The sequence below is a fragment of the Amycolatopsis jejuensis genome (genome assembly GCF_000717335.1).
Taxonomy (GTDB): Bacteria; Actinomycetota; Actinomycetes; order Mycobacteriales; family Pseudonocardiaceae; genus Amycolatopsis; species Amycolatopsis jejuensis.
In genome coordinates this window covers 277,077-294,144 of sequence record NZ_JNYZ01000027.1, presented here as the reverse complement: position 1 = coordinate 294,144, position 17,068 = coordinate 277,077, and the positions used below count along the sequence as shown (strand labels likewise).

General features: G+C 68.5%; 10 protein-coding genes. 6 read left to right on the top strand and 4 right to left on the bottom strand.

The window, feature by feature from the left end; translation table 11 throughout:
* Positions 1-4: 4 nt before the first annotated feature.
* The 5 genes from OO71_RS33190 to OO71_RS33170 all read left to right on the top strand — a co-directional run bounded on the left by OO71_RS33190 (position 5) and on the right by OO71_RS33170 (position 6,560).
* Entirely contained in the window at positions 5-1,255 is a 1,251-nt protein-coding gene (locus OO71_RS33190; protein WP_033293888.1) for an aspartate aminotransferase family protein, read from the top strand.
* Positions 1,256-1,258: 3 nt separating this feature from the next.
* Positions 1,259-1,759 carry a DUF3830 family protein gene (locus OO71_RS33185; protein ID WP_033293887.1) on the top strand — a complete coding sequence of 167 codons (501 nt, stop codon included), beginning with the start codon at positions 1,259-1,261 and terminating at the stop codon, positions 1,757-1,759.
* A 128-nt stretch (positions 1,760-1,887) separates the two neighbouring features.
* On the top strand, positions 1,888-3,006 hold the full coding sequence (locus OO71_RS33180; RefSeq protein ID WP_033293886.1) for a DUF6461 domain-containing protein: 1,119 nt from the start codon (positions 1,888-1,890) through the stop codon (positions 3,004-3,006).
* A gap of 600 nt (positions 3,007-3,606) precedes the next feature.
* Complete coding sequence (locus tag OO71_RS33175) at positions 3,607-4,992, top strand: FAD-binding oxidoreductase (protein WP_033293885.1); 1,386 nt, start codon at positions 3,607-3,609, stop codon at positions 4,990-4,992.
* Positions 4,993-4,997: 5 nt separating this feature from the next.
* On the top strand, positions 4,998-6,560 hold the full coding sequence (locus tag OO71_RS33170) for an acetolactate synthase large subunit (protein WP_033293884.1): 1,563 nt from the start codon (positions 4,998-5,000) through the stop codon (positions 6,558-6,560).
* 1 nt (position 6,561) lies between these two features.
* Here the strand turns inward: OO71_RS33170 and OO71_RS33165 are convergent, their stop codons facing one another.
* The 3 genes from OO71_RS33165 to OO71_RS33155 form a co-directional block, all read right to left on the bottom strand.
* Positions 6,562-7,953, bottom strand: a complete 1,392-nt coding sequence (locus OO71_RS33165) for an MFS transporter (RefSeq protein ID WP_033293883.1) — start codon at positions 7,951-7,953, stop codon at positions 6,562-6,564.
* Between the two features lie 79 nt (positions 7,954-8,032).
* Entirely contained in the window at positions 8,033-10,384 is a 2,352-nt protein-coding gene (locus OO71_RS33160) for a GH92 family glycosyl hydrolase (RefSeq protein ID WP_051792529.1), read from the bottom strand.
* Between the two features lie 60 nt (positions 10,385-10,444).
* Positions 10,445-13,252 (bottom strand): ABC transporter substrate-binding protein, encoded by a 2,808-nt coding sequence (locus OO71_RS33155; RefSeq protein WP_033293882.1) that lies wholly within the window; start codon positions 13,250-13,252, stop codon positions 10,445-10,447.
* Between the two features lie 251 nt (positions 13,253-13,503).
* On the opposite strand from OO71_RS33155, the gene OO71_RS33150 reads away from it, so the two are divergent.
* Entirely contained in the window at positions 13,504-14,850 is a 1,347-nt protein-coding gene (locus tag OO71_RS33150; protein WP_156096670.1) for a hypothetical protein, read from the top strand.
* Between the two features lie 50 nt (positions 14,851-14,900).
* Here OO71_RS33150 and OO71_RS33145 read toward each other — a convergent pair whose 3' ends face one another.
* Positions 14,901-17,066 carry a 3-hydroxyacyl-CoA dehydrogenase NAD-binding domain-containing protein gene (locus OO71_RS33145; RefSeq protein ID WP_033293880.1) on the bottom strand — a complete coding sequence of 722 codons (2,166 nt, stop codon included), beginning with the start codon at positions 17,064-17,066 and terminating at the stop codon, positions 14,901-14,903.
* Positions 17,067-17,068 lie beyond the last annotated feature (2 nt).

Below are 17,068 nucleotides of genomic sequence, written 5' to 3'. Positions count from 1 at the left end.
CCGCATGGCCCAGCTGTCCCCGCTGCTCAAGCAGGCAACACCCGTCGTCGTCGACCACGGTGAAGGGGTTTACCTCCATGACGTGGACGGGAAACGTCACCTCGATTTCACCGCGGGGATCGGCGTGACCAGCACCGGGCACTGTCATCCCCGGGTGGTCGAAGCCGCGCGCGAGCAGATCGGCAAGCTCGTGCACGGCCAGTACACGACAGTCATGCACAAGCCGCTCCTCGAACTGACCCGCCGCCTCGGCGACGTGCTGCCGTCCGGGCTCGACTCGCTCTTCTACGCGAACTCCGGCAGCGAGGCCGTCGAGGCTGCGCTGCGGCTGGCACGGCAGGCGACGAAGCGGCCCAACGTCATCGTCTTCCAGGGCGGATTCCACGGCCGCACGGTCGCCGCGGCGACGATGACCACGTCCGGCACGCGGTTCAGTGCGGGCATCTCGCCGCTCATGTCCGGCGTGCACGTCGCGCCGTTCCCGTACGCCTATCACTACGGCTGGGACCAGGAAACGGCCACGAAATTCGCCCTGCGCGAGCTGGACTACCTCTTCCAGACGGTCTCCGCGCCGAGCGAGACGGCCGCGTTCTTCATCGAGCCGGTGCTCGGCGAGGGCGGGTACGTGCCCGCCAACACCGAGTTCATGGCCGGGCTGCGCGAGCGCGCCGACCGGCACGGCATCCTGCTCGTCCTCGACGAGGTGCAGACCGGCTTCGGCCGCACCGGCAAGTTCTGGGGCCACGACCACTTCGACGTCCACCCCGACGTCGTACTGATCGCGAAGGGCCTTGCCAGCGGGTTCCCGCTGTCGGGCATCGCCGCTTCGGAAGAGCTGATGGCGAAGGCGTACCCAGGGTCGCAAGGCGGCACGTACGGCGGCAACGCGGTGTCGTGTGCCGCAGCGATCGCGACGCTCGACGTGATCCAGGACGAAGGCTTGGTCGAGAACGCTGCCGAGCGCGGCCGTCAGCTCCTGGAGGGCGCACGGCTCATCGCGGACAAGACGCCCGCCATTGGCGACGTACGCGGTCTCGGGCTCCTCGTGGGTACGGAATTCACTACAGCCGACGGCGAACCGGACACGGCGACCGCGCAAGCCGTGCAGCAAGCTGCGGCACGCAGTGGTCTGCTGCTGCTCACCTGTGGCGCGTACTCGAACGTAGTGCGCATGGTGCCGCCGCTGATCGTCAACGCAGACCAGGTGGACGAGGCGCTGCGCATCTGGGGCGACGTAGTCACGGCAGGGAGCTGAAGCATGGCGCGCTACATCACCATCACCCTCGACAAGCGTGGCGTCTCCTGTCGCGCACGCCTGCTCGACGAAGAGGCACCGCGCACCTGTAAGGCGGTATGGGACGCGCTGCCGCAAAGCGGTTCGGCGTACCACGCGAAGTACGCGCGCAACGAGGTGTACACGCTCGTACCGCCCTTCGCAGAACCCAAGCCAGGGCGCGAGAACCCGACCATCACACCGATTCCGGGCGACGTCGTGTACTTCGGGTTCGAGGCATGGGAAATCGGCAACCCGGCGTACGGCTACGACGAAGACAGCGAAGCACACAGCGACCAAGGCGCCACCGACCTCGCGATCTTCTACGGCCGTAACAACCTGCTGATCAACGGTGACGCAGGCTGGGTACCAGGCAACGTCTTCGCGACCATCGAAGAAGGCCTGTCCGCCATGGCCGAGGCGGCGCAAGACCTGTGGTTACGCGGCGTCGAAGGCGAAACGCTGTCTTTCGCGCGCGCTGAATGAACATGAAGGGCTGAAAGGGCAATCCTGCGGCCCACGCAGGAAAGCCCGGCCGATCCGGGCCCCAGGATTCCGGCGCCGCGCTTAGCGTTCCGCGCAGATCGCCCGCCGGAACCCTGGGGAGCCCGACCATGCTGCGCCCGTTCGCCACGCTGACCGACCCGCTCCGGTCTCCGTCGGGCCGGTGGGCGCTGCGCTACGACGCCGATGGTCGCGCCGTGATCAGCGACGAGGACGGCGCGACCACCTGGACCGCAGGCGCGCCCGGCACGCTCCGGTTCGAACTGCCGGGCGTCCTTGCCGTGTACCAGGATCGGCAGGTGGTCTGGCGCGGTGACCTGCCAGTGCAGATCTACTCGTCGTTCGCGGTCACCGACGAGGGCGACGGCATGTTCTACGACCACGGCTTCCCGCTGTACAGCCTGCGCAAAGGCCCGGTGGAGCCGTACTCGCTCGGCGACCGGGCGCCGGTGGCCGAAATCCACAGCCGCCGGTTCCTCGAATCGAGCAGCGGCAAACGCACCGTGCACCGGGAAGCCGCCACCGGGGCGCTGATCTGCAAGACGAAAATCGCCGGCACAGCGGCCGGTGTCTTCACGATCCCGCCCGCCGCCGCGCAGGCCCTCGACCGTCCGGACACCTGGCTGACCTGGCGGTTCCTCGACGAGAACGGAACGACCGGCTGGGCGGTGACCCTCGTCGGCCCCGGCGACGAGGTGCTCTGGACCGACTCGCGGCTCGTCGGGGATCGGGAGCCCGCCGACGGCGAGCCGGTCGGCTGGCTGCAGGAAGGCTTGGGCAGCGAGTACTTCCCGTACTGCGTGACCGTGATCCACGACGTCGATCCGGACGAGGCCTTGCGCCGTTTCGGTGCCGACGACAGCGAAATCTCCACCTCAACCTGGGCGGAACTCCTCCGCCGCTCCATCCACGAGGACGCCTTCGCCCACCACGTCGTCGCCGCGTTCGCCCTCGGGCCGCACGCGCTGCTGGTCGAGTACAACGGCTGGTCCGGGGCGAATCGCCCGGAGCTTTCGCGCGGCACGTTCGCGGTGTCCTCGTCGTCGAGCGTCAACGGCGACAGCACGTTCCTGGTCAGCCGCGACGGGGAAACCCTGACCAGGCTCAACGACATCCTTGCCGACGACCTCGACCTGCTCAGCCGGGTCGCCGACGTGCGACCCGCCGCCGAAGACCTCCGCGGGCCCGCGCGGGTCGCGATCCTGCCGTGGGCTTTCCCGCCCCGGTGATCACCCGGTGGCGTGAACCTCGGCAACTCACCGATCGTGGCACCCCTTTCACCGGTTCGAGACGACCGCGCCGCCCGGTTGCCGCAACGGGCTTCTGCTACCGACGGTGATCGCGCCCGCCGATAACCACTAGCCGTGGCGATCGGCCCGCCGCGACACCCCGGCGGCAAACCCGAAAGCCTTACGCGTTTAGCATGGGAAGATTCTCCGTCGCCGATTCCGTGCCCGCACAGGGAAATCCGGCTCTTTGACACCCCGGGTACGCCGGTGGAACTCTGCGTTCGCTCCTCGCGAGGGCATCATCGAAAAACAATCCGAACAGGAGCCCCTCCATGCAGATGTTCACCCAGCACGTGCACCACGGCCACGACCTGGTCTCGGGTCTGCTCGCGCACCTGGCGCACGTGCTCGGCTGGCTCGTCTGACCGGCACCGCAAGGATTCACCGGGGGCCGGCCTGTTGGCGCGGGCCGGCCCCTGCCCGGGCTGAACGACCCGAGCCCGAAAGGTGAAACCCATTCATGGCCACCTCCGCACCGGAACGGCTAGGCTTCGGCCACGACGTACGGGCGCATGAAGGAGTGGCAAGGAGTGGCGTGGCATGGGTGAGATCGGAGCGCGGCTGGCGGATGCCGTCGGAGCCGGGAACCTGCTGACCGGCGAGGCGATCTCCGACGACTACGCGCACGACGAGGCGCTGAGCACCCCGGGGCAAAAGCCTGCGTACGTGGCGAAACCCGCGTCTGCCGAAGAGGTCGCCGCGCTGCTGAAGATCGCCGCCGAAGAAGGCCTGCCGGTGACCGCGCGAGGGTCCGGGAGTGGGCTGTCCGCCGCCGCCCGGCCGGTCGAGGGCGGTCTGCTCGTGTCCTTCGAGCGGATGAACGCTGTCCTCGAAATCGACACCGGCAACCACGTCGCCGTGGTACAGCCCGGGGTCACCCTGGCCGAACTGGACGCCAAGACCGCCGAGCACGGCCTCACGTACCCGGTCTACCCCGGCGAGCTGAGCGCGAGCGTCGGCGGCACCGTCGGGACCAACGCGGGCGGGATGCGGGCGATCCGTTACGGCGTCACCCGCGGCAATGTCTCCGGCCTGCAGGCCGTGCTCGCCACCGGCGAGATCATCCGCACCGGCGGCCGGATGTCCAAGATTTCCAGCGGGTACGACCTCACCCAGCTGATCATCGGCTCGGAAGGCACGCTCGCGCTGGTCACCGAGGTGATCGTGAAACTGCAGCCGCGGCTGCCGCACGGCGCCACCGTGCTCGCCCCGTTCGACGATTTCGGCCAGGTGATGGCGGCCGTACCGCGGATCGCGGCGAGCGGCCTGGCCCCGCAGATCCTCGAGTACATCGACAACCTCACCATGGCCGCGATGGTCTACAACGACAACCTCGAACTGGGCGTCCCGGCGGAAATCCGCGACCGGACCCAGGCGTATCTGGCCGTGGCGCTGGAAAACCGGGTGGCCGAGCGGCTCGGCGAGGACGTCGAGGAGCTCGGCGGGCTGCTCACCGAGCTCGGCGCGATCGACGCGTACGTGCTCGAAGGCGGCGCCGCCCGCAAGCTCATCGAAGCCCGCGAAAAAGCCTTCTGGAACGCCAAATCGGCCGGTGCGGACGACGTGATCGACGTGGTCGTGCCGCGCACCGCGATGCCGCCGTTCCTGGCCCGCGCCCGTGAGCTCGCGATGGCCGCCGGTGGCGGGGCGATCGGCTGCGGGCACGCCGGGGACGGCAACGTCCACCTCGCGATCTTCTGCAAGGACCCGGACACGCGCACGCAGCTGCTCACCGACATCTTCGGGTACGCGATCGAGCTCGGCGGCGCCATTTCCGGCGAGCACGGCCTCGGCCGCACGAAGACGAAATACCACGCCCAGCTCGAGGACCCGGTGAAGCTCGATCTCCTGCACCGGCTCAAGAACAGCTTCGACCCGGCCGGAATCCTCAACCCCGGCGTCCTCTTCGCCCCGACCGGAAAGTGAGCACAGTGAGCACGCTCAACGGCGCCCAGTCCCTGATCCGCACGCTCGTCGACAGTGGCGTCGACGTGTGCTTCTCGAACCCCGGCACGTCGGAGATGCACTTCGTCGCCGCGCTCGATTCGGTGCCGGAGATGCGCGGGGTGCTCGCGCTGTTCGAGGGCGTCGTCACCGGTGCCGCGGACGGGTACGCGCGGATCGCCGGCAAACCCGCGGCGACGCTGCTGCACCTCGGGCCCGGGCTCGGCAACGGCTTCGCGAACCTGCACAACGCCCGGCGCGCGCACACGCCGGTGGTGAACGTGATCGGCGACCACGCGACGTACCACAAGCAGTACGACGCGCCCCTGGAGTCAGACATCGACGCCATCGCGAGCGCGCTCGAAGGCTGGGTACGGCGGACTGAGCACCCGAAAGACGTGGGAGCGGACGGCGCTGCCGCGGTAGCAGCGGCACAAGACGCCCCTGGTCGAGTCGCAACACTGATCCTCCCTGCCGACGCGTCGTGGGGCGAAGGCGGCGAAACGTGCGCGCCGATCCCGCCGCGCGCGCCGCAGACAGTCGACGCGACGACGGTGAAGAACGTCGCGGACGTACTGCGCAGCGGTGAGCCGGTAGCGCTGCTGATCGGTGGAACTGCTTGCCGCGAAGCAGGTTTACGGGCCACCAGCCGCATTGTCACGGCCACTGGCGCGAAGGCGTTGGCCGAGACCTTCCCTTCGCGGATGGAGCGTGGCGCCGGGCTGCCGAACCTCGAGCGGCTGGGGTACCTCGCGGAGCAGGCGAAGTACCAGCTCGACGGCATCAAGCACCTGATCGTCGCGGGTACGAAGGCGCCGGTGTCGTTCTTCGCGTACCCCGGGATGCCGAGCGAGCTCACCCCCGAAGGCGCGCAGGTACACGTGCTCGCCACAGTCGGCCAGGACGTGCCCGCTGCGCTGGAAGCGGTCGCCGCGCTCGTCGCCGCGGACACCGAGCCGGTGCTGCAGGAGCCCGGCCGCCCGGCGCTGCCCAGCGGTCCGCTGACGGTGCAGAACTGGGTCGAGGTGATCGGCGCGCTGCTGCCGGAGAACGCGATCATCGTGGACGAGGCCAATACCTCAGGTCTCCTCCTGCCCGCCGCCACGGCCGGCGCGCCCCGGCACGACGTGCTCGCCATCACCGGCGGCGCCATCGGTTACGGCATGCCGGTGGCCGTCGGCGCTGCGATCGCCGCCCCGCGCCGTCCGGTGATCAACCTCGAAGCCGACGGCAGCGCGATGTACACAATTTCCGCGCTGTGGACCCAAGCCCGCGAAAACCTCGACGTGACCACGGTGGTGCTCAACAACAACGCGTACGCGATCCTGCGGATGGAGCTCCAGCGCGTCGGCGCCGAAGGCGACGGCCCGCGCGCGAAGGACCTGCTGGACATCGGCCGTCCGGACCTGGATTTCGTGAAGATCGCCGAGGGCATGGGCGTCCCGGCCACCCGGGCGACGACGGCGGAGGAGCTGGCGGAGCAGTTCCAGCGGGCGATCGCGGAACCGGGGCCGCACTTGATCGATGCCGCGGTGCCGCCCCTGATGTGAGCTACGCGCGCGCCAGCTGCGGAGCGTCGGCACGGACCCGCGGCACCACCGCGGTCAGCGCCAGCCCGGCGAGCGCGGCAACCGCGGCCACCGCGAACGTCGTGCGGAAACCGGCCAGCGACGGCACCGTCAGCGCGCCCACGGTGATCGTCAGGTGCGCCAGCATCGTCGCCATGACTGCGCTCGACGTCGACGTGCCGACCGAGCGCATGAGCGAGTTGAGGCCGTTCGCCGACGCCGTTTCCGTCACCGGGACCGCGCTCATGATCAGCGCCGGCATTGCCGCGTAAGCAATCCCGATCCCGGCACCGATGATCACGGATGCAATGACAAGCTCGAAGGCGTTGTCCATCAGGAAAATCGCGAACCCGTACCCGACCGCGACCACCGCTGTTCCGGTCATCAGCGTGGCACGGGCGCCGTAGCGGTTGGTCAAGCGCGCGGACACCGGCGAGAGCGCCATCATCACCAGCCCGTTCGGCGCGAGGCACAGACCGGTTTGCACCATCGTGAGCCCGAGTCCGTACCCGGTCACCGACGGCGCTTGCAGCAACTGCGGGAACGAAAGCGACATCGCGTACATCGCGAAGCCGACCATGATCGACGCGAGATTCGTGAACAGCACCGGCCTGCGCGCGGACACCCGCAGGTCCACCAGCGGGTCGCGACGACGCAGCTGATACCAGCCCCAGCCGATGAGCACGACGACCGAAAACCCGGCGAATCCCAGCGTCGCCGGGCTGCCCCAGCCCCATTCGCCGCCCTTCACGATCGGCAGCAGGAAGCTCGTGAGCCCCACGATCAGGCCGAGCGTGCCGAGGTAGTCGAACGGCGCAGGTGTGCGAACCGGCGACTCCGGGACGTACCTCAGGATCAGCAGTGCGCACATGACGCCGAGCGCGGCCGAGCCCCAGAACAGCACGTGCCAGTCGGTGTGCTCGGCCACCACGGCCGCGAGCGGCAGCCCGATCGCGCCGCCGACGCCGAGGGTCGCGCTCATCAGGGAAACCGCACCGCTCACGCGTTCGGCGGGCAGTTCGTCGCGCATGATGCTGATCCCGAGCGGGATCACGCCCATCGCGCATCCCTGCAGCCCGCGGCCGACGACCATCAGCGCGAGGGAACTGGTGAGCGCCGACACGACCGAGCCGGTGACCAGCGCCCCGAGACTGACGAGCAGCATCCGCCGCTTGCCGTAGAGGTCGCCGAGCCGCCCGCTGACCGGCGTGATCACCGCCCCGGCGAGCAACGTGACGGTGATCACCCACGACGCGTCCGCCGGCGTCGTGCCGAGCAGCCGCGGGAACGCCGGGATCAGCGGGATGACCAGCGTCTGCATGAACGACGCGACCAGCCCGCAGGAGGCCAGTACCCCGACGATCGCCCGCGCCATCACGTCCCCGCCTCCCGTATGCCGTACCGGATTTGCACGGTACCGGCCGGATCACCCGGAAAGGACGGGGCGTGATCGATCAGACGTTTCCGGCTGCTCCATTCGGAGCAACGCCGGTGAGCACGAAGTCCAGCTGTCCGCCGTAACGGGTCAGCGACGCCGGTACTTTCCAATCCCGCTGCGGAAAGCCGTTGCGCCACACCGACTGCACGTACTTACCCGAGCCGTGTCCGTTGATCGACAGCACCGCACCGCTGTCGGAACGCACCACGGCGCGCGGGAACAGCGGGCTCGACAGCAGCATCTCGCCCGAGCCCGGCGTGCGCGGGTAGAGGCCGAGCGCGCTGAAGACGTACCACGCCGACATGGTGCCGAGGTCGTCGTTGCCGGGCAGCCCGGACGGACCCGTCGTGTACACCGTGTCCACGATCTGCCGCACCGTTTCCTGCGTCTGCCACGGACGGCCGAGCTCGTTGTACAGCCACGGCGCATGGATGTCGGGCTCGTTCGTCGGGTCGTACTTCAGCGGGCCGCCGCCGCGGAGCTGCCAGTTCCCGGCCGCGTCGTGGAAGAATCCGTCGAGCCGTTTCGCAGCGGTTTCCTTGCCGCCCATGGCTTCCGCGAGCCCGGACACGTCCTGCGGCACCAGCCAGGTGTACGCCGCCGCGCTGCCCTGGGCGAAGCCGCGGTCGCTCGCCGGGTCGAACGGGGTGACCCAGGAGCCGTCGAGGTTGCGCGCCTGCATGTATCCGGTTGCGGGGTTGAAGACGTTCCGCCAGTAGCCGCCGCGCGCGTTCAACTCGGCGGCTTCCTTGGTACGGCCCAATTGCGCCGCCCATTGACCGAGCGCGTAGTCGGCGATCGAGTCCTCCAGCGTCTCAGCTCCGCCGCCCCAGCAGTGGCACCCGTCGTTGGCCGCGTAGTGCGATTGGAGATATTGCGCGAGATTTGGCCGCTGACCGACGCATTGACCCGGGCATCCCGCGTCCGGCAAGCCTTCCGGCCGCGGCACCGTCGCTTGCGCGTACAGTGAATCGAAGGCGCCGCGGTAGTCGAAGTTGCGTACCCCCATGGCGTAGAAAGTCGCGAGCGTTGCGGCCGACGGGTCGCCGGTCATGACATGCGTCGCGCCGTTCACGTGTACCCAGCGGTCCCAGACCCCGTCGTTTTGCTTGGCGTAGTTGAACAACGACTGCGCGAAGTTCCCGGCCACCCGCGGCTTCACCAACGCGAGCAGCTGGATTTGCGCGCGATACTGGTCCCAGCCGGAGAAATTGCTGTACTGCGCGTCCTGGCCGCGTTCGAGCCGATGCGGTACGCGATCCATGCCGAGATACTGCCCGTCGACGTCGCTGACCAGGTTCGGCTGCTGCAGCGAGTGGTACAGCGCGGTGTAGAACACGGTGCGCTGATCGGGTGTACCGCCGCCGATGCGCACGCGGTTCAGCTCGGAGTTCCAGGCCCGGCGGGTCCCGCCCGCAATGGAGTCCACAGTGGACCGCGGCGGCTGCTCCGCGCGCAGGTTCCGCTCGGCGCCGTCGAGGGAGACGTACGAGATCGCGATCCGCATCGTGACCTGGCTGCCCGGCGCGAATCCGACCCAGCCACCGGACCCGCGACCGGCACGGTCCTTGCCGGTCGCGTACCCCTCGCCGCCGCTCTGGTCACGACCGCCCGGCTGCAGAGTGCCGTCACGCCAGGTCCCGTTTCCGGTGAACGGCTGGTCGAACTGCGCGGTGAAATGCAGGCGGTAGTAGCTCTTTCGGTTGTTGACCCCGCCGTTGGCGCGCCGTCCGCAGAACGCGCCGGTGAGCACCGACCCGGTCACCTGGCGGCGCGCCGGATCGATGTGCGTCTCGGCGTCCTCGCTGCCATTGAGCGAATTCGACGTGCGGAACAACAGGTTCGCCGGCTTGTCCACCGGGAACGCCAGGCGGCCGATCGCCGTGCGCTCGGAAGCGGCGAAGTCCGTGGTCACGCCGTTCGCGAGGCCAAGCCGGTACCGCCCAGGCGTCGCCTGCTCGTCCGCGTGGCGGAAATCGCTGGCGTACACGGCATCTTTGGTGTCCGCAGTCGGCGACGACGTGACGTCACCGGCGTACGGCATGATCGGTACGTCCCCCGCGGCGCCGGGATTGCAGCCCGCACCGTTCACGTGCGTGAGGCTGAAACCGCGTAGCCGCGTGGTGTTGTACTGGTAGCCATTGGCCGCGCCGGTGCTGGTCTGGTCGCCGCGGGTGCTGGTGGGGCTCCACGCGAGCATGCCGAACGGCGCGGTCGCTCCCGGGTACGTGTTGCCGTCGCCTGCCGAGCCGATCAGCGGATCGACGGACGCGACCGGGTCGGCCACCGCGGCCGATGACAACGTTGTCGGAATAAGACTGGAGCTGAGCAGAATGGTGGCGAGAACCACCGTGACACGACGGCGCATGGCCGCGACCCTAGCCGGACCCGGTGACATTCGGGAGAATTCAGGCCGAACGCCCCGCGCTCAGCCGTCCGCCGGGCACCAGGGATCGGACGAATGGACCACTGCCTTACCGCAGAAGCCGTGCAGCGCTGCGTCGACCTCCCCGCCTTCCACCCGCAGCACCGCGACCGGCTTGTTCTCCGGCACGTTGCGGCCGATGTCGCCGCCGTAGTCGATGGTTCCGGTGACTCCCTCGATGTATTTGTTGGTCTGGTTGGCATCCGGCCGCGAAGTGTGGATCGCCGTGATCTCGCGCCAGACCGCGCCGGGTGTCACCGGGATGTCCGCCGACGTCTCGCGCAGGTACGCCGTCGCGGTGATCATCACGAGCGCAGCGTCGTATGACAGCGCCGCATGCCCGTCGAAGGAACGGCCGCGTGCCGTCTGCTCGAACGGGAACAGCGTGCGGTTGAGCGTGGTGTAGAAGTCGCGCGCGAGGCCTTTCGCCTCGGTGGCAGGCTCGCTCGCGAGCGACAGATAATAGTACGGCAGCGCGCGATTCTGTTCCCGCGCCACGGAATCCGCGACGAATCGCGAGACGTCGTCGTCGCCGATGATCGTCGCAGTGCTGCCGCATTGTGCTGCCCCGGCGAGGAAATCACCGAAATCGGGTACCCCGCGACCGGCGAAGAATGCGAACCCGTTGTAGGAGCAGGTATCCCGGCCAGCGGCTGCCGCGTTGCCGACGATCCGGTCGCCGTACCGCACGTGCGAAGGCGGCGCGACCTGTCCGCCATCCGGCCCAAACGCGCGTGCTTCGACGGCAAAGCCCCGCTCTTTGTACGACTTCAGCAGATCGTCGCGGAGGTTGGTGCTGTACGTATCGGCGTCGTCGTCGGAGTAGTACACGCGCACGGTGCGCGGCCCGGGTTGCTGGGCAGTGAACGCCGCGGCGACGGCCGCCTCACGCCGGTTCTGTGGCGCGACCTGGAAATAGATCGGGTTCTGGTCGGCGAGCTGGTCGGCCGTGAGCGTGGACGCGACCACCGGGATGCCCGCGTCGCCGAGCGCACGGATCGTCTCGAACGTCGGCTCGCTGCTCATGTCGAGCCCGACCACGCCGACGATGCTCGGGTCCTCCTGCGCCATCCGGCGCAACTGCCGCGCGACCGCCACGCCTTGCCGCATGCCGAGCCCGGCGTTGGCGATCAGCATCCGCACGATCGGCTCGGCCGTCGCGGTCGCGTTGAGCTGCCGCAACTGCGCGACGGCAAAGCCTTCCAGCGACTCGCGTTCCGCAGTGAGCCCTTCGGACGTCCCGTTCGACGACGTCAGCGCCTCCAGGTCGACCAACGTGATGTACGGCCGCTCCGGATGGGCTGCATGCAGTTCCGCGGCGCGCCGGTTCTGGTCGGCGATCACCGATTCGACCTGGCGGATGGTGTCGTCGGCAGGCTGGAAGAGTGTGAACGTCCCGTCCGACATCCCGACGCATTCGGTGCCGGTCCAGGTCAGCCACTCGCTGGTGGTACCGCAGTGACTGGCGCGGAAGCCTTGGTCGCGCACCACGAGAAAGCCCGCGACCAGCAGGAGGATCAGCGCGGGCACCCCGGCCCGTACCCAGCGGGTGGCCCACCAGGCCGGACGGGCCTGCCGCCGGGGCAGGTCGTACGTGTCGCCGAGGGCCATCATCCGCTTGCGCACCTCGGCTTTGCCGCCCTCGGTCTGCGGACGGTCGAGCCCGATCGGCAGGTACCACGCGGTCGGCCGGCGGGCGCGCCGGTCTGCGCCGAGCGCGTTCTGCCAGGCCCGATACGCGTCGGCCGCGTCCGTGGCGTGGTACTTCGGCCGCGTGACGTTCGGCGCGTCATCCGGCGGCGGCGCCTGGCTCGCGCTGACCACGAGCAGCGGGTCGAAGAGCCCGACCTGGTTGCGGACGTCGTTGATCAGCTTCAGCAGCCGGTACCCCCCATTGGCGGTACCCACTTCGTCGAGCAACAGCACCGGGTACGTCATCCGGCGACGGCGCCAGAACTGCCACGGCCGCACGGTATACGCGCGGCGCAGGTCTTCGAGGAACGCGTTGACCAGCAGCCGCGCAACGAATTCCGGCGATTCGTTCTGCCATTCGCCGTCGGTGAGCCGCAAGGCGAAGCGCACGAAACTGCCGGACATCTCCGGCGCGAGATGCGGCTGGCGCAGGAACCAGCGGTACCGCCCGGACAGCCCCGGCACGCGGCCGGTCACCGCGAGCCGGAACGTCGCGAGGGTCAGCAACCGCAGCACCAGCAAGGGAAAGCGCCAGGTCGGATGCTGCGGTACGAGCTCGCGGCTCACGTTGTCGAGCGTCGAGCGGAAGCGGATCAGGAGACCGTTCTCCTGCAGTTCGCGAAGGAGGGTGCGCTCGGGATCGCTGTCGTCGGGCGGAAACCGCTTCGCCATGAGCTGGTCGACCAGCGTGAACAGGCCGAACCGCAACCGGCTACCCCGCGTGCGAGGACTGCGGAGCAGCGTGTTCCGGGTGTGCCACAGGATTTCGCGCACAGCCTCGACACTCGCGTCGGTGGCGTCGCCGGTGGTGTCGGTGTCGGGAAACTCATCGAGAGACAGGTAAGCGAATCGCACGGTCCCGTCGGGTTTTGCCCGCCGCAGCCGGGAACCGAGCTCCTCGAGCACGCCCTCGCGCGCATCGCCGACGAGGCACACCATCGGCAACCCACGCCGCCCGGTCCGCTCGCGGTGATACCCGGGCCGCCACTCGCCGTCATCCCGCAACTCCCGCGGCCGATCACCGACCCGAGGCCGCTGGTAGAGCGCCCCGATGAGCTTGACCAGCCGATCAGCCCCGGCAAACGCGAGCCGCTCCCCCTCCGCGGTGGTCTGTTCCATGCCGCAGTTTCCCATGCGGGAGCGGGAGGGGTCCCGCGTTTGTGCCGATGCCACGGGAACTTTCGGGCAGAGTTGCTTGGCAAGCGGCCGTTCGGGTGGTTCCACAGCGGTGATCACAGACCGTTGCTTTCACGGTCACGAGCCTTCCACCTATCAGCGGCAGACAACCGGCGACAGGTCCGGTGGGCTGGAAGACGCTGTGGGCAAACCACTGACATGAGGGGCGGACGATCGTGGTGTTCGAAGGTGCTTTGAGGCAGCTCACCCAGCGGTCATGGGTGGCGATCCAGTCCACCGATGATCTTGCCCGCCAAGTGCGGAGACAAGCGGCGAAGCGTGACGAGCAGCTGAAAAAGGAAGAACGTGCCCTCCCCCTGCGGAAAAGCTCCCTCGATCCCGTCTCGCGGAACGAGCACTCCAACGGCTTCGACATCACCCCTTGGGAGCTGCTGCAGACATTCGGCCGGGCTACCGCATTGTCGGGGCAGAACCCGTCTCGCGGGCTCTCTCAGCACTGGAACTGCCTGCGCTATCTGACGACTTTGCTGGCCGCGGGCAACCGAATGACTCGGTCCTACGACGGAAAGAACGCCAAATACCACCGGCTGAGTGTTCAGGCACAAGATCTCGGCATCGCTTTCGCCGTCGCCGCAGCGCAGCGGATCCTGCGGAAACGGCATCCGGGTTACCGCTTCGAAGCGGTCGACATCGACCTTGCTCTCGACGCAGGCTGGACATTGCGCGGCCAGAACACTGCGGTGAAGGGCACTGCCCGCCAACGACCTGGCTATTTCCTTGTCGGGAGGCGAGCAGGACAGCCGCTGCTCCTCGTGGTCGTCGACGGACGAGGTTCCCACGGCCGGGCGGCCCTGCAGTACGACCAGCTGGTCAAGTCCGCCGAGCGAGTACACGCGATCGCGCTCGGCGCAACGGATACACCTGCGCCGAGCCTCCTGATGTCAGCTGCGTTCGCGTCCGAAGGCGGAATCGAAATCCGGCTGCTTGATCCGCCGGGGGAAAGTGAACTAGCCATTCCGGGCCAGCCATTGCCAGTCCTGCACGGACCGGTGACGGAGGAGAACTTCTACCCGGACATCGCTACGCAGAGCCAAACCGGCGAGCACCGGAGCCGCCCCGGCTTTCACCTCAAGCCGGATCGGTACGAGTGGTTTTCCCGAGTACTGGTCCGAAGCGCGGCGGCCGCACTACTCACGTTCGTGGGGGATCGCGATCACGCAGACCAGTACCTTACGCGGCGGCAGCAACTCCGGTTGGGGCGTGATCGGTCTCAGCACGCGCTGAACGCCGAATGCGACGTCCGGGTTACGCTCGGCGGAGTAAATCTGGTCGGCACCGATCACATTTTCCGGTTCGAAAGCAAGCGGGTAGAGGTGTTCTCGGCGATGCCCGCGCGTCTGCACACCATACTCGCGGCACAGGACACCAAAGGCTACGAGGATCAGCTGCCCGCAGTCCGGACAGCGTGGGCACAGCGTGTCGAGCGGATTCAGGAAGACTGGAACGGGATCATCACCATGGACGACGACGGAGCGGTGATGGGGCTGCGCTGGTTGGGCGACGGTATCCCGCTCGTGTGACGGAGCCGGTGGGGCCGCCCCGGGAAATCCCCGGAACGGCCCCACCGCCATCACTCGTAAATCTCCCCCCGAGAAGCCTTCGCCACCAAAGACTCCGGCGGCAGGAAGTGGTCACCGTACCGGGCAGCCAATTCCCGGGCCCGGTCGACAAACCCCTGCAACCCGCCCGGATACTGGTTGATGTACTGGATCACCCCACCGGTCCACGCCGGGTACCCGATCCCGAAGATCGACCCGATATTGGCGTCCGCCACCGAAGTCAGCACGCCCTCGTCGAAGCACTTCACCGTTTCCAGTGCCTCGGCGAAGAGCATGCGCTCCTTGAGATCCTCGAACGGCACGTCCGCGCTGCCCGACTTGAACGCGTCCCGCAGGCCCGGCCACAGGCCCGTGCGCTTGCCGTTCTCGTCGTACTCGTAGAAGCCCGCTCCGGTGGAGCGGCCCTTGCGGTCGTACTCGTCGAGCATCCGGTCGATCACGGCCTCCGACGCGTGCGCCGTCCACGTGCCGCCCGCGGCCTCGACCGCGGCGCGCGACTCCTTGCGGATCTTGCGCGGCAGCGTGAGCGTGAGCTCGTCCATCAGCTGCAGCGGCGGCGCGGGGTACCCGGCCTGCGCACCGGCCTGCTCGATCGACGCCGGTTCGACGCCCTCGCCCAGCGCGGCGACCGCCTCGTTGATGAACGTGCCGATCACGCGTGACGTGAAGAACCCGCGGCTGTCGTTGACGACGATCGGGGTCTTGCGGATCTGAAGCGTGTAGTCGAACACCTTGGCCAGCGTGGCCGGCGCCGTCTTCTCCCCGCAGATGATCTCGACCAGCGGCATCTTGTCCACCGGCGAGAAGAAGTGGATCCCGATGAAGTCTTCCTGCCGTTTCACGCCCTCGGCGAGCGTGGTGATCGGCAGCGTCGACGTGTTGGACCCGAGCACCGCGTCGGCGTTGACGACCCCCTCGATCTCGCCGAACACCTTGTGCTTCAGCTCGACGCTCTCGAACACGGCCTCGATCACGAAGTCCACGCCCGCGAAATCGGCCGGGTCGGCAGTCGGCGTGATCCGGGCCAGCAGCTCGTCGGACTTCTCCTGCGTGGTCTTCCCGCGCGAGAGCGCCTTCTCCTCGAGCTTGACCGCGTAGCCCTTGCCCTTGTCGGCCGCCTCCTGCGAAACGTCCTTGAGCACCACGTCGATGCCCGCCTTCGCGGACACGTAAGCGATGGCGGCACCCATCATCCCGGCGCCGAGCACGCCGACCTTGCGCGCGGTGTACTTCTCGAAGCCGTCCGGCCGCGAGCCGCCGGAGTTGATCGTCTGCAGGTCGAAGAAGAACGCCTTGGTCATGTTCTTCGCGACCTGCCCGGTGGCCAGGTGCACGAAGTACCGCGTCTCGACCTGGATCGCGGTGTCGAAGTCCACCTGGGATCCCTCGATCGCGGCGGACAGGATCGCACGCGGCGCGGGCATCGGCGCGCCCTTGAGCTGCTTGCGCAGGTTCGCCGGGAACGCGGGCAGGTTCGCCGCGAAACTCGGGTTCGATGGGGTGCCGCCCGGGATCTTGTACCCCTTGACGTCCCACGGCTGCACGCCGCCTTCGGGGTTGGCCTTGATCCACGCCTTCGCGACGGGCACCAGCTCCTCGACGGTGTCCACGACCTCGTGCACCAGACCCAGCTCCAGCGCCTTGCGCGGCTTGTGCCGCTGGCCCTGCAGGAGCACGTTGAGCAGCGCGTTCTGGATGCCCAGCAGCCGCACCGTGCGGACCACGCCGCCGCCACCGGGCAGCAGGCCGAGGGTGACCTCGGGCAGCCCGATCTGGCTGCCCTTCGCATCGGCCGCAATGCGGTGGTGCGTGGCGAGCGCGATCTCGAGACCGCCGCCGAGCGCCGCGCCGTTGACGGCGGCGACCACCGGCTTGCCCAGCTGCTCGAGCCGGCGCAGGTTGGCCTTCATCTGCCCGGTGCGCTCGGTCATGTACTGCGCGTCCGCGGGTGTGACGCGGATCAGGTCACGCAGGTCGCCACCGGCGAAGAACGTCTTCTTCGCGGACGTGATCACCACGCCGGTGAGGTCGTCCTTCTCCGCCTCCAGCCGCTCCACGGTCGCCGCGAGCGACGTGCGGAAGGCCTCGTTCATCGTGTTGGCGGACTGGTCCGGATCGTCGAGGGTCAGCGTGACGATGCCGTCGGAGTCCTTGTCCCAGCGAATCGTGTCGGTCATGT

Coding starts and splice junctions, on each gene's coding strand:
- OO71_RS33145 (WP_033293880.1), bottom strand. CDS start 17,066: ATGACCGACACGATTCGCTGGGACAAGGACTCCGACGGCATCGTCACG.
- OO71_RS33175 (WP_033293885.1), top strand. CDS start 3,607: ATGGGTGAGATCGGAGCGCGGCTGGCGGATGCCGTCGGAGCCGGGAAC.
- OO71_RS33165 (WP_033293883.1), bottom strand. CDS start 7,953: ATGGCGCGGGCGATCGTCGGGGTACTGGCCTCCTGCGGGCTGGTCGCG.
- OO71_RS33160 (WP_051792529.1), bottom strand. CDS start 10,384: ATGCGCCGTCGTGTCACGGTGGTTCTCGCCACCATTCTGCTCAGCTCC.
- OO71_RS33180 (WP_033293886.1), top strand. CDS start 1,888: ATGCTGCGCCCGTTCGCCACGCTGACCGACCCGCTCCGGTCTCCGTCG.
- OO71_RS33185 (WP_033293887.1), top strand. CDS start 1,259: ATGGCGCGCTACATCACCATCACCCTCGACAAGCGTGGCGTCTCCTGT.
- OO71_RS33190 (WP_033293888.1), top strand. CDS start 5: ATGGCCCAGCTGTCCCCGCTGCTCAAGCAGGCAACACCCGTCGTCGTC.
- OO71_RS33155 (WP_033293882.1), bottom strand. CDS start 13,252: ATGGAACAGACCACCGCGGAGGGGGAGCGGCTCGCGTTTGCCGGGGCT.